Source organism: Neisseria dumasiana, assembly GCF_022870885.1.
Classification (GTDB): Bacteria; Pseudomonadota; Gammaproteobacteria; order Burkholderiales; family Neisseriaceae; genus Neisseria; species Neisseria dumasiana.
Genome location: NZ_CP091509.1, coordinates 1707387 through 1732813 on the forward strand (window position 1 = coordinate 1707387; position 25427 = coordinate 1732813).

Genomic DNA, 25427 nt, shown 5'->3' on the forward strand with positions numbered 1-25427 from the left:
TCATTTTATTCAGACGGCCTCATTTCATCACCCACCCCATTTAAGCCAACATCCGCAATTTTCAGTCTCCATACTTTTCAGACGGCCTTCAGTAATTTCTTTTATAATCCTGCATCTTTGATACGACTTTCCACTTCACCATGCAACGCGTACTCATTCTCCAGCATCCGTCTCTCAACCAATGCAACCTAAACGTTTTAAACGGTCTCAATCTGCCTGAAGCAACACCATCCGGCCGCACCCTGCGGATTCCCGTGGCAGATGATTTCCAAGTCAGCGAAACCCTTTCACACGCGCTTCAAGAGCAGTCTATCGATTATGCCGTGCTGCCCGACATGGCGTTTTCCGACTTGGGCCTGATTGTGAGCGACATGGATTCGACGCTGATTACCATCGAATGCGTGGACGAAATCGCCGCCGGAGTCGGCCTGAAAGAACAAGTTACCGAAATTACCGAGCAAGCCATGCGCGGCGAGTTGGATTTCGAACAATCGCTGCGCCGCCGTGTTGCCCTGCTGGAAGGCTTGGACGAGCAAGTGTTGCAACAAGTGTACGACCACATCTTGCAGCTTTCGCCCGGAGCCGAATACCTGCTGAACGAATGCAAAAAACACGGTGTGAAATTTATGCTCGTTTCGGGCGGTTTCACATTCTTTACCGAACGGCTGCAACAGCGGCTCGGCTTTGAATACCAACACGCCAATGTGCTGGAAATTTCAGACGGCAAGCTCACCGGCAAACTCGTCGGCAAAATCGTCGACGCCCAAACCAAAGCCGATCTGCTGGCCGAATACCGTGCCAAACTCGGCCTGCAACCGCATCAGGTATTGGCCATGGGCGACGGTGCCAACGATATTCCGATGCTGCTTGAAGCCGGTATCGGGATTGCCTACCGTGCCAAGCCCAAAGCACAGGCACATGCCGATGCCTGTATCCGCTTCGGCGGTTTGGAAGCCGTGCGCGGCTGGTTTCGTTAATCGGTATCGTCAATCCGGCAACCATATACAACAAAGCCGTCTGAAAACCTTTTTCAGACGGCTTTGTGTTCACTTGGGGCAGATGCCCGTCAATTTGTTACAGCCAATCCACTTAAGTTGAATAACAAAACCGTCATACCCGGGTCAAGCCCGAATATGACGGATGTCCTATTTTTAAATGGATTGACTATATATCCCGCTTAAGGGTAAGCAATATAGGCATACGCCGAATGATTGTGGATAGATTCGAAGTTTTCACTTTCCACCACAAACCCGCACACGCGGCCGTCGGCAATCAGGCGGGTGGCGACATCGCGCACCATGTCTTCCACAAATTTCGGGTTTTCATACGCCTGCTCGGTAACATATTTTTCGTCGGGGCGTTTGAGCAAACCGTAAAGCTGGCAAGAGGCCTGCGACTCCACACAATCGATTACTTCTTCGATACCGATTTCGCTGCTGCAAGTGAGTGTTACGGTAACATGCGAACGCTGGTTGTGCGCGCCGTATTGGGAAATTTCTTTGGAACACGGGCACAGGCTGGTTACCGGCACCAACACTTTCAGGGTGTGGCTGTATTCGCCGTTTTTGATTTCGCCGGTAAGCGTAACGTCGTAATCCAAAAGCGACTGAATACCGGAAATCGGTGCGGTTTTCTTGCGGAAAAAGGGAAACGACACGCTGATTTTGCCGGAATGCGAATCCAGCAGCGAAACCATTTCTTCCACCAAATGTTTCAAACGCTCGAAGCTCAACGCCTCGGTTTGACGCTCCATCAACGCCACAAAGCGCGACATGTGCGTGCCTTTTTGGTCGGCCGGCAGATATACCGTCATGGTCAAGCGGGCAACGGTGGCCTGCGTGCCTTCGGCGGTGTTGAGGGTAATAGGGAAACGTAAGTCTTTGATGCCGACCTGATTGATCGGCAGATTGCGTAAATCTCGGGTGGACTGCACGTCTGCAATAGCGTTCATGCTGTTAAATTCCTTAAAATCTAATCGGGCTGGGAAGCCCTATGTGTGTGCTGCGGCTCAAAATACAAGGCCGCTACTTTTATAAAATATATCTGCTTCAAACAGGCCGTCTGAAAACAGGCTTCAGACGGCCTGCAAACACTTTTGCCGAATGCCGCCGTCTGCTGCAAATGCGAGATTATATCACTTAGCCCCCTGCCGGGCATTGATTGTTTCTATTTTTAGGATAGTGATAAAATTCCCCATCTTTTTATCTGCTTACCCAACACCATCCGAAAGAGCCAACCATGAAATTCGCCACCGAAGCCATCCACAGCAGCTACGATCCCGACGACCACAACCGCGCGATTATGCCGCCGATTTATCAAAACAGTATGTTTCAGATGAAAGAAATCGGCGAACACATCCCCTTCCGCTATGCCCGCTTGAGCAACCCCACCCGCGAAGTGCTGGAAAACACCGTGGCCGCGCTGGAGCACGGTGCGGCGGGCTTTGCGTTCGGCAGCGGCATGGCCGGCATCGACTGCGTGTACCGCACTTTTCTGCGCCCAGGCGACACCATCGTAGCCGTGAGCGATATTTACGGCGGCAGCTACGATCTGCTGACGGAAGTGTATGCAGAATGGGGCGTGAACGTCGTGTTTGCAGACTTGGCCGATCCCGCCAATCTCGACCGCGCGCTGGCCGAACACGCCAACGTGAAAATGGTTTGGCTGGAAACCCCCTCCAACCCGCTGCTGCGCTTGGTGGATATTCAAACTCTCGCCGCAAAAGCCAAAGCCGCCGGAGCCTTGGTCGGCATCGACAACACCTTTGCCACACCCTATCTGCAAAATCCGCTCGATATGGGCTGCGACATCGTGTTCCACTCCGCCACCAAATACCTGTGCGGCCACTCCGACGTATTAATGGGCGTGGTGGTGGTCAAAACCGAAGAATTGGCGCGGCCGATGCGTAAAACCATGGTCAACACCGGCGGCGTGGCAGGGCCTATGGATTGCGCTTTGGTGCTGCGCGGCATCAAAACACTGGCACTGCGTATGCGCCAACATTGCGAAAACGCTTTGGAACTGGCCAAACGGCTGGAACAACACCCCGCCGTCGACAAAGTGTTTTACCCCGGCCTGCCCTCCCACGAACATCACGAACTGGCGAAAAAGCAGATGCGCGGCTTCGGCGGCGTGGTTACGGTTTGGCTGAAAAACGACAGCAAAGAAGCCGCCAACAGCGTGATTAAAAACATGAAGTTGGTTCAGATGGCCTCCAGCCTCGGCGGCGTAGAAAGCTTGGTAAACCACTGCTACTCGCAATCACACAGCGGCGTGCCGCACGACATCAAAACCGCCGCCGGCATCAAAATCGGCTTATTGCGCTTCTCCGTGGGCGTGGAAGACATCGACGATATTTGGGCAGACATCTCCGCCGCGTTGGATACCACGGTTTAATAACCTGCCGATCTTTATAAAACCTCACATATACATGTAAAGATTGAGGCCGTCTGAAAATTCAGACGGCCTCTTGTTTACTTACGAGGGTATGTGACGCAAGCCACGCACGCGGTTTCCACGCAGTTTTAAAGATTCCGACAACGCGTGCGTGCCGATGGCACACATCCTACACACACAGGCTACGCTTGCTATACTTTGCTGACATCGCCTTGCTGCTAGAAGTCATCGGCCGTCTGAAAGACAAAAGCAATTTGATTGTGATTATTGAGCATAATCTGGATGTGATTAAGACTGCGGATTATATTGTCGACTTGGGGCCGTAAGGGGGCGATGGTGGGGGGGCGGATTATTGCTAAGGGTAGTCCGGAGGAAGTGGTGAAGATTAAAAATAGTTACACTAGAAAATACTTAAAAACCATGTTAGATTTACTTTTCCATAGCTAAAGTCTTAATTTACCTATATAGGAGAAAACTTTATGTCATCAAATAACTCACTAACTACTTTCAATCAACAGTTACCTGATTTGTCTGCTAATACAATTCCTGCAATCAATCAACTTGTTTCTGTACTTGGTTTTCCAAGAGAAGTGTTAGCAAGTGATGATGAGATTAGATACGCATGGAACGACTTACCACGAGAGTTAAGAAATATCCCAGTTCAGAATGTTAACCCCGAGCTTATTGCTCGTATGTGTATTGCGATTAGCTCAGGATTATTTGATGGCGCAATCAATTATATATGGAACGCTGCTATTTTGAGATTGCGCGATAAAGTTAGAACCTTTGGTCTTCCAATCGTCTCTCAGATATTAGAAAAGGATTTTGAAGATAGCGATTTAATAGCATTACAAGATAGCCAGTTATTAGATTTATGCTTGCAATTAAACATTCTTAATGAGGAAGGCGCTCTTTTTTTAGGACAGTGCAGAAACATTCGTAATAATTTTTCTGCGGCTCATCCATCACTTGGTAATTTAAATGATAGAGAATTTATAACTTTCCTAAACCGTTGCATAAAGTATGCTTTAGGTGATTCTTCTTCTCCTAAGGGAGTGAATATTAGTGATTTTATTCAATCAATTAAAAGTGGGCGATTTAATGATGCTCAGCGTGAATTATGGTTTCATAGATTATCTGAAACTCATGAGGCACAGAAACAATTGTTGATTGTTATGGCGCATGGTGTCTATTGTGACCCAAATTCGCAAGAACCTACAAGATTAAATGCCTTAGATATCTGTGATTTATTTAAAGACAGCTTCTCTGCTTCTTTACGATCCGCATTGATTGATAAACACTCTGAATATATTACAAAAGGAGATGAACAAAGGTTAACGGCATCTAGCCAATTTTTTGAAAAATTAGGTTTGCTAGGATTACTTTCAGCTCCGCAACAGCATGCAATTTTTTCTACTGCTATTCAAAGGTTACAAATTGCCCATGATGGAATGAACAACTTTTACAATGAGCCTCCATACGCTGAAAGATTAGCAGAATTGTCTCAAAATACAGCCGTTCCTGAGACAGCTCAAAGTGATTTTGTTGATACGGTTGTTTCTTGCTATTTAGGGAATGGTTATGGAGTTTCATGGGCAGCTATCCCATTTTATGAAAAAATTATCAAGAATTTTTCCCCACAAGAAATTGCACTGATGATTCGTCATACACAAGTAGATACTTCTAGAATTGGAAGAAAAGTTAGCTCTGAAAGAAAGAGATTTGTACAAGCTTTAAAATTGATTGACTCTGCAAGTGTTCCGAATGGTGTTCGCTCTTCATATGAACAGTTTGTGAAATAGCAAGCCATAGCCTGCATAAAACCTAAATCCCATGTGTAGGGTGTGTGCGGTACGCACGCATTGTTCGGGCTTCTGTTCCAATGCCGTCTGAAACTTTCTTTTCAGACGGCATTGTTTTGAACATAAATAATGTGGCGTGATTTTAAAATCTTTGCAGCCGATATGCGCGGTTCCATTCAAAACCGCGTGCGTGGCTGCGCCACACACCCTACCGATAATTTTACGTTTGCTGTTTCAAACGTAGCCAGCCGTAGGTCGGATACTCGTATCCGACAAAACCAATTTAAAGCTGCCTGAAATATTTTTCTTTACAGCACATTCTCTATTTGTCATTTGTCGGATTCAAGAATCCGACCTACATTTGAACAATCTTAGCAAGTGTAACCTACATAAAACCTAGACCCCATGCTTAAGATGTGTGCGGTACGCACACGCTATTCGGGCTTCTGCTCCCATGCCGTCTGAAACGGGCATGGTGGTTCAAACTAAACCTAAACCCAAGCCCTATTCCTTCGCCAAACGGCCATTCTCCATACGCCAAATTTCATCGGCGAGGCTGTCGGCATCGGCTTGGTCGTGGGTAATCAAAATCATCGGCACGCCGCTTTTTTGCTGTAATTGCAGCAATTCGGCGCGGGTGTGCCGGCGCAAATCGGTGTCGAGCGCGGAAAAGGGTTCGTCGAGCAGCAGCAGTTTGGGGCAGGTAATCAAGGTGCGTGCCAATGCGGTGCGCTGTTTTTGGCCGCCTGAAATGTGGTGCGGATAATAATAGGCAACGGTTTCGAGCTGCAACAGTTCCAGCCAATACTGCACGTTTTCAGACGGCCTTTTCGGCGGATTTAACCATCCGCACTTCAAACCGAACGCGATGTTTTGCGCCACCGTTAAATGCGGAAACAGCGCGTAATCCTGAAACATCAGCCCTGCCCTGCGTTCGCGCGCGGGCACATGGCAGCCTTTGTCGAACCACGTTTCTCCGTTTACCCTGATATGGCCTGCATCGGGCTTGAGCAAACCGGCAATCATTTGAAGGGTAAGGCTTTTTCCTGAACCCGACGCGCCGATTAACACCAGCTTTTGTGCATCCGATTGTAAGCGCACGTCCAATTCAAACGACGGCAGTTTTTTGCGGATTTCAATGTCAAACAGCATCATTTCCTCCCGTCGCGTGCGCGGGCAAGATGGCTCACACTCAGCAAAATCACGATGCACACCGCCGAAATCAAAACCACCAAACTGTTTGCCAGCGCATCGTCTCCGGCCTGAACGGCTTCATACACGGCAATCGACAGCGTTTGCGTTTGGCCGGGAATGCTGCCCGCAATCATCAACGTGGCACCGAATTCGCCCAAAGCGCGGGCAAACGCCAGCAGCACGCCGGCGAGAATGCCGCGCCACGCCAAAGGCAGGCTCACGCGGAAAAACACGGCGGCAGCATTCAAACCCGAAATCCGCGCGGCCTGCTCAAGCTGCGGATTCACGCTTTCAAACGCGGCGCGCGCGGGCTTGAACACCAAAGGAAACGTAACCACGGTAGCGGCAATCACCGCCCCTTGCCAAGTGAAAATCAGGTTGATGTTGAACGTGTCTTTCAGCCAGCCGCCCAACGCGCTGTTGCGCCCCAGCAGCACCAGCAGGTAATAGCCCAACACGGTCGGCGGCATCACCATCGGCAGGGTCAGCACGCTGTCGAGCAGGTTGCGCCCGATAAAACGGCTGTGCGCCAAAGCATAGCCTGCGGCGGTGCCGAAGACGATGTTCAGCAAAGTGGCCAGCCCGGCTACTTTCAGAGACAGCAGTAAGGTAACGGATACGGCTTCAGACATGATGGGCGGAGTATTTGAACAGGGGTATCACAATATCGAGGCCGTCTGAACAATGTTTCAGACGGCCTCGCTAGGCGTATTTTAAGGTTTCTGAAAACCGTAACGGTTCAACACCGTTTGGCCCTGAGCCGACAGCACATATTGCACAAACCGTTTGGCTTCGGCCTGTGCCGCGCTTTGTTTGGTAACGGCAATCGGATAAGACACGGGTTTGTCGGTGGGCACTTGTTTCAACACTTTCACTTTGTCTTTCATCAACGCCGCATCGGTGTTGTACACAAAACCGGCATCCACTTCACCGCGCGCCACATAATCGAGCGACTGGCGGACATGCTGGGTGTTGATAATCTTAGGTTGCAGCGTTTGCCACACGCCCGCCTTTTCCAATGCGGCTTTGGCATACCGCCCTACCGGCACGCTGGCGGGATTGCTCACGGCAATGCGCTCGAAGCGGCTGTGGGTGAGATCTTTCAGACTGTTCACGCTTGATTTGCCGGCAACAGGCGCGGCAATCACCAAAGCATTTTTGGCAAAATTGCGGCGGGTTTTCTCATCAATCACGCCTTGCCCGGCGGCCTTATCCATCGTTTCCTGATCGGCAAAGGCCAACACGTCCACCGGTGCGCCCTGCAACACCTGCTGGAGCAGCGTGCCCGAACCGGCGGTGTTGAGCTTGATTTTGCTGTGCGGATACTGTTTTTCGTATTGCGCGGCAATGTCTTTAAACGCATTGCTCAGGCTGGCGGCGGCAGAAACGGTGATTTCTTCGGCCACTGCAAAAGGCGAAGCGGCAACCAACACGGCGGCCGTCAGGCAGCTAAACGGTTTCATCGGGCTTTTCTCACTTTTAGATAATCATGCGGTTATTGTTGTACGCCTTAGGGCATGTTCGTGCCGCGCGGATTCATTCCGCAGGCATGGGCATTATAGGGCATCTGCGGCGGGCAGGATTTAATCCGCCGGTATTAGTTCTTTCGGCCGGCCGGTTCGCCGTCGACACAAGGCTGCACCAACACCCACGGCGCCACCACCACTGCCCACATTTGCTGATTGTCGGCAAGAAAACGGCGCGCCTGTTCTTCGCTAACCAAACCGAACAGGCCGTTTTGCATCAATTTGCCTAATCCTTCGGCATTATCGTCGGCCATCATGCGGGCGGTTTCGATGAGGTCGAGTTCGGCACTCACATACACCGCCGCGCCGCGTGCAAAATGGGTTTGGAGTTCATGCCACGAAATACGGGCGGTTTCGAGATTGAGTTTGTCGTTGAGCAGATGGTCGGGCATTGTCTGTTTTCCGTCGAGATAATAAAGGCGGTATTGTAGCCGATGGCAGGCCGGGCGGGCAGACTGCCCTGCCTTTTTCAGACGGCCCCGCGCATCTCACTGTTTTACAATAATAATGTTATACAGTATCATGCAACGTTTTTCAGTTTTTCAGACGGCCTCGTTGGGCTTTTGCAAGGCTTAAGGCCGTCTGAACCATTTGGCACAACACATGAATTCGATTTTACTGACCGGCCTCTTTCAGCGCCTGCTGCTTGCCCTTGCCGCACTGGCGCTGCTGTGGGGCGTTTATTTTTGGGCGACGGCAACATGAGTATCACGCTAGAAAACCTTACCGTCAGCTACCGCCGCCGCCCTGCGGTACACCATCTGAATGCCGAATTTGCCGAAGGCTGCATGTGCGCCGTTTTCGGCCCCAACGGTGCGGGCAAATCCACGCTGCTCAAAGCCGTGATGGGTCTGCTTAAAACCGACACCGGCTCGGTGCATACGCACGGTTTGGAGAGAAAAGACATCGCCTATCTGCCGCAGCAATCCGACGTTGACCGCAGCCAGCCCATCAGTGTGTTCGAGCTCACGGCTATGGGGCTGTGGTATGAAATCGGCTTTTTCGGGCGCGTGAACGCACAGCAGCGCGAGCGGGTGATGCAGGCTTTGGAACGTGTGGATATGGCCGATTTCGCCCACCGCCAGATTGCCCACCTTTCCAACGGCCAGTTTCAGCGCGTATTGTTTGCGCGCATGTTGGCGCAGAACGCCAAATTCCTGCTGCTCGACGAACCGTTCAACGCCGTGGACGCACGCACTACTTACGCTTTGCTCGACGTTTTGCGCGGCTGCCACCGCGACGGCCAGTCGATTGTGGCGGTGCTGCACGATTATGAACAGGTGCGGGCGTATTTCCCTCAAACCCTGTTGGTTGCCCGCCGCAAAATCGCCCAAGGCGCAACCGAAACGGTGCTTACCGACACTTATCTGCAAGAAGCCAACGCCGCCATGCAGCGGCACGAATCGGAAGAATGGTGCGAAACCGTCTGATTTTCAGGGCGTGCCGTCAACAAGCTGACGGCAACACGCTTGAAAATGCCTTTATTTGACAAAACCGGCATTGCCGCCCCGCTACCGATTGCCCATTGTTACAGGCCGTCTGAAAAAACGCCCTGCCCTGTTTATCTGCCGTTTAAACCTTTTCAGACGGCCTGCAAGTAATCTCATGAATATTTACGAATTATTAATCGAACCCTTTGCCGAATTCGACTTTATGCGCTATGCGCTGGCTTCGATTGTGTGCCTTGCCTTGAGCGCGGCACCCGTCGGCGTATTTTTGGTGATGCGCCGCATGAGCCTGATCGGCGACGCCCTCAGCCACGCGGTTTTGCCCGGTGCGGCAATCGGCTATATGCTGGCCGGCCTCAGTATGCCCGCCATGAGTGCGGGCGGGTTTGCCGCCGGTATGCTGATGGCGCTGCTGGCGGGATTGGTGAGCCGCTTTACCAGCTTGAAAGAAGACGCCAACTTCGCCGCGTTTTACCTCAGCAGCTTGGCCATCGGCGTGATATTGGTCAGCAAAAACGGCAGCAGCGTCGATTTGCTGCACCTGCTGTTCGGCTCCGTGCTGGCCGTGGATTTGCCCGCGCTGCAACTGATTGCCGTGTCGGCAAGCATAACCATTACCGCCTTGGCCGTGATCTACCGCCCGTTGGTTTTGGAAAGCATCGACCCGCTGTTTTTGCAGGCCGTTAACGGCAAAGGCGGGCTGTGGCACATTCTGTTTTTGGTGCTGGTGGTGATGAACTTGGTGGCCGGTTTTCAGGCATTGGGCACGTTGATGTCGGTGGGGTTGATGATGCTGCCGGCGATTTCCGCCCGCCTGTGGGCGAAAAACATGGGCATGCTGCTGTTGCTGTCGGTGCTGACCGCTTTGGCCTGCGGTTTGGGCGGCCTGCTGTTTTCTTACCATGTCGAAATCCCCTCCGGCCCTGCCATCATTTTATGGTGCGGTGCGTTTTACCTGTTTTCGGTAATATTCGGCTGGGAAGGCGGTATCCTGCCCAAGTGGCTGCGCCACAAAAAACACCTCCGCGCTTAAGCATCGGAACTTTTCAGACGGCCTCTTTTCCAAATATCCGGCCGTCTGAAAAAATTTTTCACCTCATTAGAATTGTTACGTTATATCAAAGGAATCGATATGAAACATTGGAAAACCGGCATCATTGCCGCCCTCGTCTCCGGCAGCCTCTACGCCGCCCCCATGCCCGTTGTGACCAGCTTCAGCATTTTGGGCGACGTAACCAAACAAGTCGGCGGCGAACGCGTGAGCGTGCAAAACTTAGTGGGTGCCAACCAAGATTCACACGCCTACCACATCACCAGCGGCGATGTGAAAAAAATCCGCGAAGCCAAATTGGTTCTGCTCAACGGCCTCGGCTTGGAAGGCGGCGACGTGCAACGTGCCGTGAAACAAAGCAAAGTGCCCTACGCCGAAGCCACCGCAGGCATCAAACCCCTTAAAGCCCCCGAAGGCGGCCACCATCACGGCCACGACCACAGCCATGATCACGGCCACCACCATCACGATCACGGCGAATTCGATCCGCACGTCTGGACCGACCCCGTACTGATGCAGACCTACGCCCAAAACGTCGCCAACGCCCTGATCAAAGCCGACCCGCAAGGCAAAACCTACTATCAGCAGCGTTTGAACGCCTATCAAAACGAGCTGAAAAAACTCCATGCCGACGCGCAAAAATCGTTCGCCGCCATTCCGCAGGCGCAGCGTAAAGTGCTGACCGGCCACGACGCTTTTGCCTATATGGGCAAACGCTACAACATCCGCTTTACCGCCCCGCAAGGCGTGAGCACTGCCGCCGAGCCGTCTGCCAAACAAGTGGCTTCCATCATCCGCCAAATCAAACGCGAAGGCATCAAGGCCGTGTTTGCCGAAAACATCAAAGATGCCCGCATGGTTGAACGCATTGCCAAAGAAACCGGCGTGAAAGTGAGCGGCAGGCTCTACTCCGACGCGCTGGGCAACGCGCCTGCCAACACCTACATCGGCATGTACCGCTACAACGTGCGCGTATTAACCGACGCCATGAAATAAAGCGTTTCCTTAAACGCAAACCGTTACGAGGCCGTCTGAAAACCAGCAAAACCGGTTTTCAGACGGCCTCGAACCATCATAAAAGCCCCATTGCAACACCGGCGGCAAACAACCCGAATTGCCAACAATCCGCCCCTTTCGGCAGCGATTTGAGCTAAAATACCGTTCCCAAAAATTGACGACCCCAAGGAACGACCATGTCTGCCATCAGCCTAAAAAAAATCTATTCCGGCAAAGTACGCGATCTTTACGAAATCGACGACAAACGCATGCTTATGGTCGCCTCCGACCGCCTCTCCGCCTTCGACGTCATCCTCGACGACCCCATTCCCGGCAAGGGCGAAATCCTCACCCGCATTTCCAATTTCTGGTTTAACAAACTCGCCCACATCATGCCCAACCACTTCACCGGCGACAGCGTGCGCGACGTATTGCCCGAAGCCGAAGCCAAAAAACTGGAAAACCGCGCCGTCGTCGCCAAAAAACTCACGCCGGTGAAAGTCGAAGCCATCGTGCGCGGCTATCTGGCCGGCAGCGGCTGGAAGGATTATCAGAAAACCGGCACGGTATGCGGCATCAAACTGCCCGAAGGTCTGCAAGAAGCCCAACAGTTGCCCGAAGTGATTTTTACCCCGTCCACCAAAGCCGCCGTCGGCGACCACGACGAAAACATCAGCTTTGAAGAATGCGAAAACATCATCGGCAAAGAACTCGCCGCCGAAGTACGCAGTAAAGCCATTCGGCTTTACACCGAAGCCGCCGAATACGCCAAAACCCGCGGCATCATCATTTGCGACACCAAATTCGAGTTCGGCTTGGATGAAAACGGCACACTCACTCTGATGGACGAAGTGCTGACACCCGATTCCAGTCGTTTCTGGCCTGCCGACCAATACCAAGTCGGCACCAACCCGCCCTCTTTCGACAAACAGTTCGTGCGCGACTGGCTGGAGCAAAGCGGCTGGAACAAACAAGCCCCCGCCCCCAAAGTGCCTGCCGACGTGATCGAAAAAACGGTTGCCAAATATCAGGAAGCGTTGGATTTGCTCACGGCGGAAAAGTAAACCGTAACGGCTGCCGATAAAACGTGAGGCCGTCTGAAAAAATTTTTTCAGACGGCCTCACGTTTTTTAAACCGGCAACGGTGCGGTTACGGCTTTATCGTTTCAATCCATTGGTACCGGCCCGGCGCAAACCGCGATATTACCGCCTGAGCCTTATCCGTATTACTGGTTTTGTTTGATGATCTGCTCAAGCTGCGGCATCGGGCTGTAACCGCTTTGGGTTTTGCCGTTGGGGAACACAATCGCCGGCGTGCCGTGAAAACCGAGCTGCTCGCCCAGCGAAGTGGTTTCTTCCACCGGGTTGTCGCACACTTTCACTTGCGGCGGCATTTTGCCTTCGCGCATCCAAGCCGTCCATGCAGCCGTGCGGTTGGGCTGACACCAAATCTGTTCGGCCTTACGCGCCGCATCAGGGTGCAGGCTGGCCAGCGGCATCATAAAGCTGTAAATCGTGATGTCGTTCATTTTGGTAAATTCGCGTTCCAAACGTTTGCAGAACGGGCAATCGGGGTCGGAAAACACCGCCACTTTCAACGTGCCTTTTCCGCGCACTTCTTTGATGGCCTTATCCAAAGGCAGCGAAGCAAAATCAACCGTGCTCAAATCCGCCATGCGCTCTTCGGTAAGGTCGCGGCGTTTTTCCACGTCAAGCAGGCTGCCTTGCAGAATATACTTGGCCTTATCATCGGTATAGATAATCTGGTTGCCCGATACCACCACTTCATACAGGCCGTTAATCGGTGTTTTATTTACGCTTTGCACCTTCAGCTTTTGCGAAGCGTAAGCTTTTTCAAGGTTGGCGGTAATGGCCGAAGCGGCATTTTCCGATGCAGGCTGTGCATGTTCGGCTTTATTGGAAGGCGTCTGCCCGCAAGCGGCCAAAGGCAGCATAAACGGCAGCATCATGTATATCAGCTTTTGTTTCATAATCTTTCCGTAGTTCCGTGGGTGGCCGCTGTTTTTTCAGACGGCCTCTTTAATAACGCAAGCGGGCATTGTACCAAACTCTTGTGCCGATACCGTTAAATCATGTTTTTGCACCGAAAGAATGATTGTTTTGCACGATAAAGTGATATTTTTGCACCATAACGGCCGGGCGCGCGGTGATTTTTACCACACTTGGCGCACCGCCCGCTTCATGCCACAATGCGGCCATCTCCGAGGAGCTACGCTATGACCCCGATTCTCGCTTTCGACATTGAAACCGTGCCCGACGTAAAAGGCATACGCACGCTTTACGATATGCCCGCCGACGTGCCCGATACCGACGTTGTCATGTTTGCCCAACAAAAACGCCGCGCCCAAACCGGCAGCGACTTTATGCAGCACCACCTGCACCAAGTGGTGGCCATTTCATGCTGTATGCGCTGGGGGCAGGATAAAATCCACGTCGGCACCATAGGCGAAGTCAGCGACGACGAAGAAACCATGATCGCCAAGTTTTTCGACCTTATCGAAACCCACACGCCGCAACTGGTGAGCTGGAACGGCGGCGGTTTCGACCTGCCCGTGCTGCACTACCGCGCCCTCATCCACGGCATACCCGCCGCCCGCTATTGGGACACCGGCGAAGGCGATTTCGGCGACAGCCGCGATTTCAAATGGAACAACTACATCAGCCGCTACCACAACCGCCATTGCGACCTCATGGATCTGCTCGCCCTCTACCAGCCCCGCGCCAGCGTGCCGCTCGACGACATGGCCAAACTGTGCGGCTTTCCCGGCAAACTGGGCATGGACGGCAGCAAAGTGTGGGAAGCTTACCATTCAGGCCGTCTGAAAGACATCCGCGACTATTGCGAAACCGATGCCGCCAACACCTATTTAATGTATCTGCGCTTCCGCATGATGAGCGGCGCACTGGATGCAGACGAATACGAAATGGAAATCAAACGCCTACACAACTACTTAAAATCACAAGCCGCAGAAAAAGCGCACTGGTCGGAATTTTGCGCGGCTTGGAAATAAATCATGCCGTATGCGGATTTAATTAAACATACGGCATGAAACTTTCAAAAACGTATTAGTTTCTCATCATATTTGTTAACATCAGAACCATTTTTCACGCAAACAGTCTTAATAATGCACTGTTTACAGTGCTTATGCGTGTTGTAAGTTGTTCTGATTATTCAATAAAAATATAGGAGAAACTCGATATGTCTGATCCCAAAACATTTACCGGCACGCCCGGTAACGACATCTATTACGTCAACCACATCGACGACAAAATCATCGAACAACCCAACGGAGGCAGAGACCGCGTTTACAGCAGCGTTTCATACAGCCTGCCGAATAATGTCGAAGACCTTTTTCTTTCAGGTAACGCTCACCTACATGGTTCAGGCAACGATTCCGATAACCTGATAAACGGCAACATCGGCAATAACCGTTTAAACGGCAACGGCGGCGATGATGTCTTATACGGCAACAGCGGTAACGATACGCTTTTCGGCGGCAAGGGTAACGACACGCTTTTCGGCGGTGCGCATGACGATACCGTCAACGGCGACGAAGGCAACGATACCTTGTACGGCGGCAGCGGCAGAGACACGCTTCATGGCGGTGCAGGCAACGATGAGCTGTACGGCGGCGCGCACAGCGATACCTACGTTTTCCGTGCCGGCGATGGACACGATACCATCAGAGACTTGGAAGGCACCGACCTTGTGCGTTTCGGCCCCGGCATCAAGCCGGAGCAATTGGTGATTGAAGCCGTGACCAAAGGTGAAGGAACAACCGATTGGGTGATCAAGGTCGACCAAAATTCATCACTAACCATTCCCAGCCAATATTTTGACGACAACACAAAGCTGGCCATCGACTATTTTGTGTTTGATTCCCGTACGCTGAGTGCCAAAGATCTGGCTAATCTGGCAGGCGTTGAGCCGCCTTTCCCTGATAAAAACAAGGGCTTGACCATAAAAGGAGATGATGGCGACAATCGTCTGGCCGGTTCGGATTTAAATGACCAGATATACGGTTTGGGCGGCCAAGATACGCTGATCGGTAATGCCGGCGATGACTACTTGGACGGCGGTACCGGCGCAGACAGTTTAACGGGAGACTTGGGTAACGACACCCTGCATGGCGGCGACGGTAACGATACCCTCAGCGGCGGCCTCGGCAACGATATGCTGTATGGTGATACGGGGGACGATACTTATCTGATTGATCTAACCGAGCAAGGGAAAGACACCATTGTCGATTCATTCGGTATCAATACGGTTAAATTTACCCACATCGAAAACTCATCAGATTTTGATGATTTCGACGTGCATGTTGTCGCCAATCAATCAGGCGACGTTGACTGGGTTATTTCCAGCTATTCAACCGGTCATAGCATAACCATAAAAAACCAGATAAACAGCTCGGGCAAACCTGCTGTCGACAAGTTCATACTCGGTCAAGGCGATAAAACAGTTACTTATACCCACGAGGAATTTATCAACCGTACCGGTTTTACTCAAAAAGGTACCGATGGTGATGATGTGATTCTCGGCAGCGAAGGCAACGACTACTTCAACGGCGGCGCAGGCAACGACCATATTGAAGGCAATCGCGGTTCCGACACTTATTATTTCGGCAGGGGTTCGGGCAAGGATGTAATTTTCGATTTTGGCAAGGTATGGAGACCCCAAGACGATATGCCACCTTTCGAATCTGCCGACAATGCTGTGCGTTTCGGTCCCGGCATTACTCCGCGTGATTTGGAAATTACCCGTATCGAAGGTTATGATGAATCGCTTATCAAAGGAAAAATCGGCGAAACCAACCAAATTCCCGACCTCAGCGGAGATACTTGGGTTATCCGCATCAAGGGTACCGACGATACTTTAACCATTCTCAACCAGCACAACGGTGACGGAGCCGCGATTAATGAGTTTGTTTTCGACAACTATTGGCTCTCTTCGCGCAGGATGGCTGAAATTATGGAATTGGACACCCGTACCCAAACACGGGAAATATATGAGCGCCAAGGATACATCATGCTCAGGCCGAAAGACGGGGATTTGAGTTCAGATGACTGGATTACGTTTGACGAAGTTTCCAAAGGCCGGCTGATAAAATTACCCACTAATTTCCGCGCAGCACCTGATAACTTAGAGCATGTTCCTCTGCATGAGGCTTTGCACGTCAAAGAGTATTATTCGAAATATATGAATGAATCCAGAATAATATTCATTCCGTATCACGGCACACCCGATGCCTATGTGAAATATCACATCACGCCCGATTCGTATTCGGCATATACCACCAAAGATTATCAGCAGATTTTGAAATTCGACGTTCAAGCCGCTCAGAATATGAAAAATTATACTGTTGTCGAAGAAGGTAACAGCCGTATTGTCATCGGCAATGCCGGAGGCCACTTCCAATATAACGGCGACAGCAAAAATGAGTTGGTTTACGCCTCCGGTAGCAAAAACACGATTCACGGTGGCGATGGCGACGATGTGATTATAGGAGAGCGCGGCAGCAAAAACTTCTTATACGGCGGTGAAGGTAATGACCAACTCAGAGGAGGATATTATGGCACCAATGTGCTTGACGGTGGCTCGGGAGACGACACGCTGGTCGGCAGCGAGTACCTGGATACTTTCCTATTCGGCAGAGGAAGCGGGCAAGACACCATTGACGGGTATGATCCGCATTATAAAGGCAATGAGGACACCGTCCGTTTCAGTGACGGGCTGAAGCCGCAAGATTTGACGCTGTCAATCAAGCCGAAGGGCGACGGTGGCACCGACTGGGTAATCGGCATCAAAGGCTCTCAAGACACCCTGACTATCCAATGGCAATCCCGTTCGAATGGCGACAAGAACGTCGAATTTTTTGAATTCGATTCGGGCAAATATACGGCAGATCAATTCCAAGCTTTGGTAACCGGCTCGGCGGCTGTCACGCCGCTTACCGGTGCACACCATAGCGAGGAAGCAGACCGCGTATTGCCGTGGGATACGCTGGGCAGCGACACCGTGCGCGAGGGCGCCGTGAAGGATGTTTTAGCCAAAGTCAATCAAAATGCCCTCGCCTCATTGTTGCGGCTCAACAAAGGTTTTGCGAATCTCGAAGGCTTGCTGGAAAACAACAGCCGTTTTGAAGAAGCGCTCAACAAATTGGCCGATACCCGCAGCTTTGATCTCAAGCCGCTGTTTGCCGATACCGCCGACCACGCACCGGCTTATTCGGGCAACCATGCTGCGATGAACATGCCGGAAGAAACAGCCGGCAATGTAAGCATCATCTAACTACCGCTTGGCCGTATCAACAAAGCCCGAGGCCGTCTGAAAATATTTTCAGACGGCCTCCAATGCTTCAATCTGCCCTTTACTGCTTTTGAGCCAACTGGTCGAACAATCCGCCGTCGGCAAAATATTTTTTCATGATTTCATCCCAAGAGCCGAACACTTGGTTGGGGCTGAAGGTTTCCATTTCGGGAAATTCCGACTTGTGTTTTGCCAGCACTTCGGGATTGCGCGGGCGCAGATAGAGCTTGGCGGCCAATGCTTGCGCCGGTTCGCTCCACAAATATTTCAAATACTCTTCGGCAGCCGCCTGCGAGCCTTTTTTCTCTGCCACGCTGTCCACCACGGCAACGGGGCTTTCCGACAGGATGGTGTAGCTCGGATACACGATTTCAAATTGGTCGGGCGCAAGGTTGCGGCTGACGTGGTTGGCTTCGTTTTCAAAAGTAACCAACACATCGCCGATATTGCGCTGGGTAAATGTGGTGGTGGCCGCACGGCCGCCGTTTTCAAAAACAGGGGTGTTTTTAAGCAGCTTGGCGGTAAACTCTTTGGCTTTGGCTTCATCGCCATTGTTCGCTTTCAAGGCGTAGCCGAACGCGCCGAGAAAAGCATAACGGCCGTTGCCGGTGGTTTTGGGGTTGGCCAGCACGATTTGCAGGTTGTCTTTGGCTAAGTCCGACCAATCGCGAATCTGCTTGGGGTTGCCTTTACGCACCAGAAAAACGGTGGTTCCGGTAAAGGGCACGGCATTATCGGGCAAACGGGTGCGCCAGTCGGATTTCACCAAGCCTTTTTTCTCCAAGAGTTCGATGTCGGAAGTTTGGTTCATGGTTGCCACGTCGGCCTGCAAACCGTTGGCCACGGCCAAAGCCTGTTTGCTGGAACCGCCGTGCGACTGCTGCACGCTGATGTCTGCCCCCGGGTGTTTGGCTTTGTATTCTTGAATAAACAACGGATTGTATTCTTTATAAAAATCACGGGCCACATCGTAAGATACGTTCAAAAGCTTGATACTGCCTGCATCGGCTGCTGCTGCGCTTTCCGACGATGCGGTGGCGGCAGCGGTTTTTTCTTCGGTTTTCGGCGAGCAGGCAGACAATGCCAAAACTGCGCCGAACAATGCGGCAAAAGAAAGAGTGCGGTTTGCGGTCATGATTGGTTCCTGATTGATCATAAAGAATAAACCTACTCTACACAGGCCGTCTGAAAAAGTGAAAGAATGCTTGGTTTTATCCACATACGGTTTGGTTATATAGCCTGCCGGCACACGCATATAGTCAATCCGTGCGTTTGCATAGCGCATCACGTTACAATACAGGCTGATATCTCTGCCGGACTCACAAAAGCGGATGCCGTTCAAGGCATCAAGCTGCGTGCCGCACGCAACCGCCCCTCCCGGCAACGGCACAAGCCGTCGATTTTTTACATCAAACGGTATAGCGTTATGAATGATTTGATCGTATTCAACAAACCCTACGGCGTGATCTGCCAGTTTTCGGCACACGAAAAGCACCCAAGCCTGAAAGACTACATCAACGCCCCCGGTTTTTATCCTGCGGGTCGGCTGGATACCGACAGCGAAGGCTTATTGCTGCTCACCAACAACGGCCGTCTGCAGGCGCAAATAGCCGAACCGAAACACGGAAAGCAGAAAACTTATTGGGCGCAAGTGGAAGGCAGCCCCGACGAAGCAAAATTAAACCTGTTGCGCAACGGCGTGGACTTAGGTGACTTCGTTACCCTCCCCGCGCAAGTGCGCGTGTTGGACGCCGGCGAAACCGACCGCTTGTGGCCGCGCATCCCGCCCATCAGAGAACGCAAAACCGTGCCCGATTTTTGGCTGGAAATCACCATCAGCGAAGGCAAAAACCGCCAAGTGCGCAGAATGACGGCCAAAGCAGGCTATCCCTGCCTGCGTTTGGTGCGGATTGCAGTAGGCCGTCTGAACATATTCGATTTGGGCTTGGAAACCGGCCAATGGCGTTTCAGCTCCACCAAACCTTAAGCTGCCGCAGTATTCGGTATCGCAAATAAAAGACCTTTCAAATAAAAAACCTTCGGATGTGGATTCAGCTCGAGGGGTAACAGCACCAATACATGATATATAGTCAAAAAGCGCCGCAGACGGGGTTTTGCCAAGGTATCAGGCCGTCTGAAAATACCCCTGCAACACGCCGGCGGCCTGCTTCAACAAACCGTAGGCAAGATAAAACATCATTGCCGCAATCAGGCCGTCGAGTATCTGCCACACACGCTCGCGCCGGAATAACGGCAGCAACAGCCTCGCCCCGTAACCCAATCCCACAAACCACAGCGCCGATACCGTTAGCGCACCGCTTAAAAACCACACCTTATCTTGATGGCTCAAAGCCGCCGCACTACCGCCGATCAAAACCACGGTATCAATGTAAACATGCGGATTCAGCAACGTGAGGGCAAGGGTGGTGGCAGCAATTTTCACGGCGGATACATGGTCTTTGCGGTCGGCGCTTACCGACAAATGCCCGCCGCCCCGCCAAGCGCGTTTGGCATTCATCGCACCGTAACACACCAAAAACACCCCGCCCGCCACCGCCAGCCATGCCGCTGCCAACGGGCTGTCGGACAACAGCGCGGAAATACCGAACACCCCTCCGGCCATCAATACGACATCGCACAACCAACACAACGCCACCACCACACCGATATGCTGTTTCAACAACCCCTGCCTCAACACAAACGCATTCTGCGCGCCGATGGCAACAATCAGGCCGCCTGTAATCATCAAACCGTTAAAAAAAGCATTCATCATCCGAACCTATTGGTTTATATATTCAACTTAATTTAATAACATCTCCACAAAGGCGGATATATCATCCGCCTCTCCCGCGAAACAAGGTATTTTTATTTTTAGCCAACCTGCACAGTCCGCTCATGTCAGTGTTTTAACCGATAAAAATACAGATTGAAACTTTTGCAATTATCGTGCCATTGATCGGATTTTGCCATCAAACAGCTTTTCAGACGGCCTCTTCAAACCCCAAAACCTTTTCCCAAACGCGCTCCGTTATTGCAAACGGCAGCCGCCGGTTGTTGCCTTTTTACCCCACCATAAACCCGACTTCACACACCAGCCGTCGCTGCAATCTACCGCCTGTTTAATCTTTCAAATTATGCATGCTAACACTCTGTTTATCCGCATTAAATAAACAGGCAGCACAGGCAAACAATAAAACCATGCAAAACAAAACACTAAAGCAAAACCATCACCATATCTTCTTGCTTCGATAATTTTTATTTATGTCAATTTTGAATGATTATTTCATAATTAATGAATTTTAATAAATAAAAATCAAATTAATCATAAAGTTAAATAAATCAACCCCCGAATTGTAAAGCAATGTATTGCAATAGCTTAAATCTATGCTATTCTGCCCCCAGTGCTGCACATTGCTTATGCGCCCATGTTGCAGTCCACAAACCTTTTAAGGATATAGAAAACACTCAGCGTGTTTCAACATATCCCTGTTTTTCAAAGAAGAAACTTAAAACCGTAAGGAGGAAACCATCATGTCCAATGATAAACATGACGCTGCCGGTTACTGGAAAGCGAATGTCCGACTTATCTTCACCTGCCTGATTGTTTGGGCTATCTGTTCATACGGCTTTGCTATCTGGCTCCGGCCGTTGCTCGCCAGCATTCAAGTAGGCGGTTCCGATTTGGGCTTCTGGTTTGCCCAACAAGGTTCCATTTTGACCTTCATCGCCATCATTTTCTTTTATTCGTGGAGAATGAATAAGATCGATGCAGAGTTTGGCGTTCACGAGGAGTAAGACTATGAGCCAATTTGTCATTAACCTGATTTTCGTGGGCGCATCATTTGCCCTGTATTTCGGTATCGCCATTTGGGCGCGTGCCGGCTCCACGAAAGAATTCTATGTAGCAGGCGGTGGCGTGCATCCCGTACTCAACGGCATGGCAACCGCGGCAGACTGGATGAGTGCCGCATCATTCATCTCTATGGCCGGCCTGCTGGCCATGAACGGATACGGCGCCTCCGCCTACCTGATGGGCTGGACCGGCGGCTATGTATTGCTGGCTTTGCTGCTTGCCCCCTATCTGCGCAAATTCGGTAAATTTACCGTGCCCGACTTCATCGGCGACCGCTTTTACAGCCGCACGGCCCGTTTGGTTGCCGTAGCGTGTTTGATCATCGCATCAACCACTTACGTTATCGGCCAAATGACTGGCGCCGGTGTAGCCTTCTCCCGCTTCTTGGAAGTAAGCAACACCACCGGTCTGCTGATTGCCGCCGTTGTGGTATTGTTCTACGCCGTGTTGGGCGGTATGAAGGGCATTACCTATACGCAAGTGGCTCAATATGTGGTGTTGATTATTGCCTACACCATTCCGGCGGTATTCATTTCCTTCAACTTAACCGGCAACCCGATTCCCCCTATCGGCCTGTTCGGCACCGACACCGCTTCCGGCATGCCGCTGCTGCAAAAACTGGATTTGCTGGTTACCGATTTGGGCTTTAAAGCCTACACCGCCGACGTGCCCAACAAGCTGAACATGTTCCTGTTTACCTTGTCGTTAATGATCGGTACTGCCGGCCTGCCGCACGTCATCATCCGCTTCTTTACCGTTCCGAAAGTATCTGATGCACGTTCTTCTGCCGGTTGGGCTTTGGTGTTCATCGCACTGCTCTACACCACCGCACCCGCAGTAGGCTCAATGGCACGCATCAACTTAATCAACACCGTTTACCCGAACGGCTCGGAACAACAGGCTTTGAGCTATGAAGCACGCCCCCAATGGATGAAAAACTGGGAAACCACCGGCTTGCTGAAGTTTGAAGACAAAAACGGCGACGGTAACATCCAATACTACAACGACAAATCCAAAGAGTTTGAAGCCACGGCTGCCGAACGCGGCTGGAAAGGCAACGAGCTGACTGTAAACAACGACATTCTGGTACTGGCCAACCCTGAAATTGCCAATCTGCCAAGCTGGGTAATCGGCTTGATCGCAGCAGGCGGTTTGGCGGCAGCCCTCTCTACCGCAGCAGGTTTGTTGTTGGCCATCTCTTCAGCCGTATCGCACGACTTGATTAAGAAAACATTGAAACCCGATATTTCCGAAAAAGGCGAATTGATGGCAGCCCGTGTATCGATGACTTTGGCTATCGTTGTCGCTACTTGGTTGGGCATCAACCCTCCCGGATTCGCAGCACAAGTTGTAGCACTCGCCTTCGGTATCGCCGCCGCTTCCATCTTCCCCGCTTTGATGATGGGTATCTTCTCCAAACGCATCAACAGCGCAGGCGCAACGGCAGGTATGTTGGCAGGTTTGATTTCCACCTGTGTGTATATCTTCCTGTACATGGGCTGGTTCTTCATCCCCGGCACCAACACCTTTGAAAACGTTGAAGCCAACTGGTTGTTCGGTATTTCACCCTTATCATTCGGTGCGGTAGGCGCGATGATCAACTTCGCAGTAGCCTTCATTGTCTCTGCCGCAGGTAAGGCTCCGCCGCAAGATGTACAGGATTTGGTAGAAAGCGTGCGTTATCCGCGCGGCGCCGGCCAAGCAGTTGACCACTAAATCTTGTTGAATTTGGGCTTCCTTCGGGAAGCCCGAAATTTTACAATACCGCTTTAAAAACCTTTCCGGCATCCGTTAAACGCATAGGCCGCACCTGCCTGCCGATAATCGGAAACAGGTTGAACAACAAAGAACCACTTGAGAGGAACTCAACATGATTTGGGAATGGATCGCTACTTTATTTGCCGGCTTGGGCGCAGCGGGCATCATACTCGGCTTGAAACTGTTTATTAAAAAGATGCCGAAATGGGCGGTTCCCGCAGGTGCAGGTTTGGGCATGATACTGTTTCAGGTGTATAGCGAATACACATGGTACGGCCACACCCGCTCCCTGCTCCCCCAAGGCACCGAAATCGTTGCCGAAATCCCCGAAACCGCCTTTTACAAACCGTGGAGCTATCTTAAACCGCAAGTGCTGAAATTCGTTGCCGTCGATACCGCCAAAACACTACCCGTAAACGGCGACAACCAAATCATTCAAGCCAACCTATACTTTTTCGAACGGCGCATGAGTGCCAACACTTGGCCGGTGCTGGTTGATTGCGGAAAAAAATTGCAGGCGAATGTCAAACATGTCGAAAACGGCATTCCCCAACCCGACAGCTGGAGCCGAACACCTTATACGGAAAAAATCGCCGAAGCAGTGTGCAAATAGCTGATTACGCAGCCGATAAAACAAACGGCTTGAGACCTTTGCAAAAGCCTATTCCGTAATCGGGCTTTCCATTAAAAAAGCCGTCTGAAAACTTTTCAGACGGCCTTTTGTTCATGAAAACGCTATATCACTCACAGCTTGATTTGCCGGTGCGGTGGTTGATTGCGCCTTTTGAAATCAGCAGAGCCTGCATTTCTTTATGCCCGCGGGTGCAGGCGTAAGAGAGTGCGCTTTGGTTGTACGAACCGGCCGATTTGTTGGTTTGGGTAGTAACCAAGTTCGGGTTTGCACCGAGTGAAAGCAGGTATTTCACCGTTTCGATGCGGTTGTTGCTGGCAGCCACCATCAGCAGCGTTTCGCCGTCGCTTTCTACGGTTTGGTCGTTCAGATCGGTTTTGTCTTTCAGTTTGGCATACACCTTGCGCACGATTTTGGTGTTTTTGCCCAATACAGCGGATTTGAGCACGTTGTACACGTCGCCGCGGTCGGTGGCGTTCAAATCGGCACCTTGGGCGATCAGGTAATCCACCATATCTTCATAGCCGATAAATGCCGCCCAACCGAGCGCGGTTTGGCCCAAGCTGGCTTCGTCTTTGGCTTCGAGATTTTGGCCTTTGGCCACCATTTTTTTCACTTTGGCCAAGTTGCCTTGTTTTACAGCATCAAACCATTCGGCATCGGGGCCTTCGGAAGGTTTGTCGTAGAAAATGCGCCATGAAAGTTTTTTCGGATTGGCGATATCCTGCATTTCGGCCATGCTGTAACGGAATTTGCCTTTGGTTGCGGGCGCGGCCGAAGCGGTAACAGGTAAAACGAACGCAGACGCGAGCAGGGTGGCGGGAATGATGTTTTTGATATTCATAAGATTTCCTTCGATATAGTGGTGTTTTAAGGTGCGGCGGAACAACAAGGCCGTCTGAAACTTTATTCGCGGTTTCAAACGGCCCCGTAAAGCTCACCTGCCGATTATAAGCTATTGGTAAAGGTGCGGGCGATAACGTCGCGCTGCTGTTCGGGCGTGAGCGAGTTGAAACGGACGGCGTAGCCCGATACGCGGATGGTCAGCTGCGGATATTTGTCGGGATTGGCTACGGCATCTTCGAGCGTTTCGCGGGTTAGCACGTTAACGTTTAAGTGTTGGCCGCCTTCTACTTTCGGGCGGGCACGGATATCGACCGGCACTTCTTTGTAGGCCACTTCGCCCAACGCAGACAGGGCTACTACGTCGTCTTCCTGATATTTGCCGCCTTTAACGCACAGGCAACGCACTTCTTGCGTTTCATCGTCGAGCAGCCAGAAAGAATGGAGCAGATCGGCATCGGCACTTTGGGTAATTTGAATGCCTTTAATCATGTGCTTTCCTTTCAATAAGTTGGATAAGTCGGATAGGAGATAAATGTTTGGGTAAAGTCATTTTATACTTCGGGCTTTAAAGGTGCTTGATATAGGTCAAATTACG

At 51.3% G+C, this 25427-nt stretch carries 24 protein-coding genes and 1 pseudogene; 15 read left to right on the forward strand and 10 right to left on the reverse strand.

Features of this window, described 5'->3' with window-relative positions; translation table 11 throughout:
- The first annotated feature begins 140 nt into the window (after positions 1–140).
- Entirely contained in the window at positions 141–977 is an 837-nt protein-coding gene (gene serB / locus LVJ88_RS07840) for a phosphoserine phosphatase SerB (RefSeq protein WP_085417632.1), read from the forward strand.
- Positions 978–1177: 200 nt separating this feature from the next.
- Here serB and folE2 read toward each other — a convergent pair whose 3' ends face one another.
- The gene (folE2, locus tag LVJ88_RS07845; protein ID WP_054598733.1) at positions 1178–1951 is read right to left on the reverse strand and encodes a GTP cyclohydrolase FolE2; all 774 of its coding nucleotides are present in this window, start codon (positions 1949–1951) and stop codon (positions 1178–1180) included.
- 287 nt (positions 1952–2238) lie between these two features.
- Between folE2 and LVJ88_RS07850 the strand changes: the two genes are divergently transcribed.
- The 3 genes and pseudogenes from LVJ88_RS07850 to LVJ88_RS07860 all read left to right on the forward strand — a co-directional run bounded on the left by LVJ88_RS07850 (position 2239) and on the right by LVJ88_RS07860 (position 5198).
- Positions 2239–3396: a trans-sulfuration enzyme family protein gene (locus tag LVJ88_RS07850; RefSeq protein WP_085417634.1), complete on the forward strand. Its 1158-nt coding sequence runs from the start codon at positions 2239–2241 to the stop codon at positions 3394–3396.
- A gap of 191 nt (positions 3397–3587) precedes the next feature.
- Positions 3588–3843 (forward strand): annotated as a pseudogene (locus LVJ88_RS07855) (DNA helicase UvrA); the annotation flags it as partial.
- A 32-nt stretch (positions 3844–3875) separates the two neighbouring features.
- Complete coding sequence (locus tag LVJ88_RS07860) at positions 3876–5198, forward strand: hypothetical protein (RefSeq protein WP_198941557.1); 1323 nt, start codon at positions 3876–3878, stop codon at positions 5196–5198.
- A 504-nt stretch (positions 5199–5702) separates the two neighbouring features.
- Here the strand turns inward: LVJ88_RS07860 and LVJ88_RS07865 are convergent.
- From LVJ88_RS07865 to LVJ88_RS07880, 4 genes are all read right to left on the reverse strand, one after another.
- Entirely contained in the window at positions 5703–6350 is a 648-nt protein-coding gene (locus LVJ88_RS07865) for an ABC transporter ATP-binding protein (RefSeq protein WP_085417707.1), read from the reverse strand.
- Complete coding sequence (gene modB, locus LVJ88_RS07870) at positions 6350–7024, reverse strand: molybdate ABC transporter permease subunit (protein ID WP_085417636.1); 675 nt, start codon at positions 7022–7024, stop codon at positions 6350–6352. Before modB ends, LVJ88_RS07865 begins: the two co-directional genes overlap by 1 nt.
- An 81-nt stretch (positions 7025–7105) precedes the next feature.
- The gene (modA, locus tag LVJ88_RS07875) at positions 7106–7855 is read right to left on the reverse strand and encodes a molybdate ABC transporter substrate-binding protein (protein WP_085417637.1); all 750 of its coding nucleotides are present in this window, start codon (positions 7853–7855) and stop codon (positions 7106–7108) included.
- Positions 7856–7989: 134 nt separating this feature from the next.
- Entirely contained in the window at positions 7990–8310 is a 321-nt protein-coding gene (locus LVJ88_RS07880; protein WP_085358127.1) for a DUF2288 domain-containing protein, read from the reverse strand.
- Between the two features lie 309 nt (positions 8311–8619).
- Here LVJ88_RS07880 and LVJ88_RS07885 point away from each other — a divergent pair, with 309 nt between their 5' ends.
- From LVJ88_RS07885 to LVJ88_RS07900, 5 genes are all read left to right on the forward strand, one after another.
- Positions 8620–9348: a metal ABC transporter ATP-binding protein gene (locus tag LVJ88_RS07885; RefSeq protein ID WP_198941558.1), complete on the forward strand. Its 729-nt coding sequence runs from the start codon at positions 8620–8622 to the stop codon at positions 9346–9348.
- 45 nt (positions 9349–9393) lie between these two features.
- Positions 9394–9519, forward strand: a complete 126-nt coding sequence (locus LVJ88_RS12565) for a hypothetical protein (RefSeq protein ID WP_269844458.1) — start codon at positions 9394–9396, stop codon at positions 9517–9519.
- A 4-nt stretch (positions 9520–9523) separates the two neighbouring features.
- The gene (locus LVJ88_RS07890) at positions 9524–10399 is read left to right on the forward strand and encodes a metal ABC transporter permease (protein ID WP_054598725.1); all 876 of its coding nucleotides are present in this window, start codon (positions 9524–9526) and stop codon (positions 10397–10399) included.
- Positions 10400–10498: 99 nt separating this feature from the next.
- The gene (locus LVJ88_RS07895; protein WP_085417639.1) at positions 10499–11413 is read left to right on the forward strand and encodes a metal ABC transporter solute-binding protein, Zn/Mn family; all 915 of its coding nucleotides are present in this window, start codon (positions 10499–10501) and stop codon (positions 11411–11413) included.
- A gap of 197 nt (positions 11414–11610) precedes the next feature.
- The gene (locus LVJ88_RS07900) at positions 11611–12477 is read left to right on the forward strand and encodes a phosphoribosylaminoimidazolesuccinocarboxamide synthase (protein ID WP_085417640.1); all 867 of its coding nucleotides are present in this window, start codon (positions 11611–11613) and stop codon (positions 12475–12477) included.
- A 162-nt stretch (positions 12478–12639) separates the two neighbouring features.
- Here LVJ88_RS07900 and LVJ88_RS07905 read toward each other — a convergent pair whose 3' ends face one another.
- Entirely contained in the window at positions 12640–13404 is a 765-nt protein-coding gene (locus LVJ88_RS07905; protein ID WP_054598722.1) for a DsbC family protein, read from the reverse strand.
- A gap of 246 nt (positions 13405–13650) precedes the next feature.
- On the opposite strand from LVJ88_RS07905, the gene LVJ88_RS07910 reads away from it, so the two are divergent.
- Positions 13651–14445, forward strand: coding sequence for a 3'-5' exonuclease (locus tag LVJ88_RS07910; RefSeq protein WP_085417641.1), 795 nt, complete (start codon positions 13651–13653; stop codon positions 14443–14445).
- Between the two features lie 188 nt (positions 14446–14633).
- On the forward strand, positions 14634–17726 hold the full coding sequence (locus tag LVJ88_RS07915) for a calcium-binding protein (protein ID WP_085417642.1): 3093 nt from the start codon (positions 14634–14636) through the stop codon (positions 17724–17726).
- 79 nt (positions 17727–17805) lie between these two features.
- Here LVJ88_RS07915 and LVJ88_RS07920 read toward each other — a convergent pair whose 3' ends face one another.
- Positions 17806–18879 (reverse strand): sulfate ABC transporter substrate-binding protein, encoded by a 1074-nt coding sequence (locus tag LVJ88_RS07920; protein ID WP_085417708.1) that lies wholly within the window; start codon positions 18877–18879, stop codon positions 17806–17808.
- 291 nt (positions 18880–19170) lie between these two features.
- Here LVJ88_RS07920 and LVJ88_RS07925 point away from each other — a divergent pair, with 291 nt between their 5' ends.
- Positions 19171–19731: a pseudouridine synthase gene (locus LVJ88_RS07925; protein ID WP_054598718.1), complete on the forward strand. Its 561-nt coding sequence runs from the start codon at positions 19171–19173 to the stop codon at positions 19729–19731.
- A gap of 138 nt (positions 19732–19869) precedes the next feature.
- Here LVJ88_RS07925 and LVJ88_RS07930 read toward each other — a convergent pair whose 3' ends face one another.
- Positions 19870–20517, reverse strand: a complete 648-nt coding sequence (locus tag LVJ88_RS07930; RefSeq protein WP_233127501.1) for a LysE/ArgO family amino acid transporter — start codon at positions 20515–20517, stop codon at positions 19870–19872.
- Between the two features lie 758 nt (positions 20518–21275).
- On the opposite strand from LVJ88_RS07930, the gene LVJ88_RS07935 reads away from it, so the two are divergent.
- The 3 genes from LVJ88_RS07935 (at position 21276) to LVJ88_RS07945 (ending at position 23968) form a co-directional block, all read left to right on the forward strand.
- Entirely contained in the window at positions 21276–21539 is a 264-nt protein-coding gene (locus LVJ88_RS07935) for a DUF4212 domain-containing protein (protein WP_085417643.1), read from the forward strand.
- 4 nt (positions 21540–21543) lie between these two features.
- Positions 21544–23313, forward strand: coding sequence for a sodium:solute symporter family protein (locus LVJ88_RS07940; protein ID WP_085417644.1), 1770 nt, complete (start codon positions 21544–21546; stop codon positions 23311–23313).
- Between the two features lie 154 nt (positions 23314–23467).
- The gene (locus LVJ88_RS07945; RefSeq protein WP_085358113.1) at positions 23468–23968 is read left to right on the forward strand and encodes a hypothetical protein; all 501 of its coding nucleotides are present in this window, start codon (positions 23468–23470) and stop codon (positions 23966–23968) included.
- A 127-nt stretch (positions 23969–24095) separates the two neighbouring features.
- Here the strand turns inward: LVJ88_RS07945 and LVJ88_RS07950 are convergent, their stop codons facing one another.
- Both LVJ88_RS07950 and grcA read right to left on the reverse strand, forming a co-directional pair.
- On the reverse strand, positions 24096–24830 hold the full coding sequence (locus LVJ88_RS07950; RefSeq protein WP_231718078.1) for an ankyrin repeat domain-containing protein: 735 nt from the start codon (positions 24828–24830) through the stop codon (positions 24096–24098).
- A gap of 104 nt (positions 24831–24934) precedes the next feature.
- Positions 24935–25321 carry an autonomous glycyl radical cofactor GrcA gene (gene grcA / locus LVJ88_RS07955; protein ID WP_054598714.1) on the reverse strand — a complete coding sequence of 129 codons (387 nt, stop codon included), beginning with the start codon at positions 25319–25321 and terminating at the stop codon, positions 24935–24937.
- Positions 25322–25427 lie beyond the last annotated feature (106 nt).

What these genes read in the sequence shown, in the direction of transcription:
- serB (WP_085417632.1), top strand. Translation starts at nt 141, where the DNA reads ATGCAACGCGTACTCATTCTCCAGCATCCGTCTCTCAACCAATGCAAC.
- folE2 (WP_054598733.1), bottom strand. Translation starts at nt 1,951, where the DNA reads ATGAACGCTATTGCAGACGTGCAGTCCACCCGAGATTTACGCAATCTG.
- LVJ88_RS07850 (WP_085417634.1), top strand. Translation starts at nt 2,239, where the DNA reads ATGAAATTCGCCACCGAAGCCATCCACAGCAGCTACGATCCCGACGAC.
- LVJ88_RS07860 (WP_198941557.1), top strand. Translation starts at nt 3,876, where the DNA reads ATGTCATCAAATAACTCACTAACTACTTTCAATCAACAGTTACCTGAT.
- LVJ88_RS07865 (WP_085417707.1), bottom strand. Translation starts at nt 6,350, where the DNA reads ATGCTGTTTGACATTGAAATCCGCAAAAAACTGCCGTCGTTTGAATTG.
- modB (WP_085417636.1), bottom strand. Translation starts at nt 7,024, where the DNA reads ATGTCTGAAGCCGTATCCGTTACCTTACTGCTGTCTCTGAAAGTAGCC.
- modA (WP_085417637.1), bottom strand. Translation starts at nt 7,855, where the DNA reads ATGAAACCGTTTAGCTGCCTGACGGCCGCCGTGTTGGTTGCCGCTTCG.
- LVJ88_RS07880 (WP_085358127.1), bottom strand. Translation starts at nt 8,310, where the DNA reads ATGCCCGACCATCTGCTCAACGACAAACTCAATCTCGAAACCGCCCGT.
- LVJ88_RS07885 (WP_198941558.1), top strand. Translation starts at nt 8,620, where the DNA reads ATGAGTATCACGCTAGAAAACCTTACCGTCAGCTACCGCCGCCGCCCT.
- LVJ88_RS12565 (WP_269844458.1), top strand. Translation starts at nt 9,394, where the DNA reads ATGCCTTTATTTGACAAAACCGGCATTGCCGCCCCGCTACCGATTGCC.
- LVJ88_RS07890 (WP_054598725.1), top strand. Translation starts at nt 9,524, where the DNA reads ATGAATATTTACGAATTATTAATCGAACCCTTTGCCGAATTCGACTTT.
- LVJ88_RS07895 (WP_085417639.1), top strand. Translation starts at nt 10,499, where the DNA reads ATGAAACATTGGAAAACCGGCATCATTGCCGCCCTCGTCTCCGGCAGC.
- LVJ88_RS07900 (WP_085417640.1), top strand. Translation starts at nt 11,611, where the DNA reads ATGTCTGCCATCAGCCTAAAAAAAATCTATTCCGGCAAAGTACGCGAT.
- LVJ88_RS07905 (WP_054598722.1), bottom strand. Translation starts at nt 13,404, where the DNA reads ATGAAACAAAAGCTGATATACATGATGCTGCCGTTTATGCTGCCTTTG.
- LVJ88_RS07910 (WP_085417641.1), top strand. Translation starts at nt 13,651, where the DNA reads ATGACCCCGATTCTCGCTTTCGACATTGAAACCGTGCCCGACGTAAAA.
- LVJ88_RS07915 (WP_085417642.1), top strand. Translation starts at nt 14,634, where the DNA reads ATGTCTGATCCCAAAACATTTACCGGCACGCCCGGTAACGACATCTAT.
- LVJ88_RS07920 (WP_085417708.1), bottom strand. Translation starts at nt 18,879, where the DNA reads ATGACCGCAAACCGCACTCTTTCTTTTGCCGCATTGTTCGGCGCAGTT.
- LVJ88_RS07925 (WP_054598718.1), top strand. Translation starts at nt 19,171, where the DNA reads ATGAATGATTTGATCGTATTCAACAAACCCTACGGCGTGATCTGCCAG.
- LVJ88_RS07930 (WP_233127501.1), bottom strand. Translation starts at nt 20,517, where the DNA reads ATGATGAATGCTTTTTTTAACGGTTTGATGATTACAGGCGGCCTGATT.
- LVJ88_RS07935 (WP_085417643.1), top strand. Translation starts at nt 21,276, where the DNA reads ATGTCCAATGATAAACATGACGCTGCCGGTTACTGGAAAGCGAATGTC.
- LVJ88_RS07940 (WP_085417644.1), top strand. Translation starts at nt 21,544, where the DNA reads ATGAGCCAATTTGTCATTAACCTGATTTTCGTGGGCGCATCATTTGCC.
- LVJ88_RS07945 (WP_085358113.1), top strand. Translation starts at nt 23,468, where the DNA reads ATGATTTGGGAATGGATCGCTACTTTATTTGCCGGCTTGGGCGCAGCG.
- LVJ88_RS07950 (WP_231718078.1), bottom strand. Translation starts at nt 24,830, where the DNA reads ATGAATATCAAAAACATCATTCCCGCCACCCTGCTCGCGTCTGCGTTC.
- grcA (WP_054598714.1), bottom strand. Translation starts at nt 25,321, where the DNA reads ATGATTAAAGGCATTCAAATTACCCAAAGTGCCGATGCCGATCTGCTC.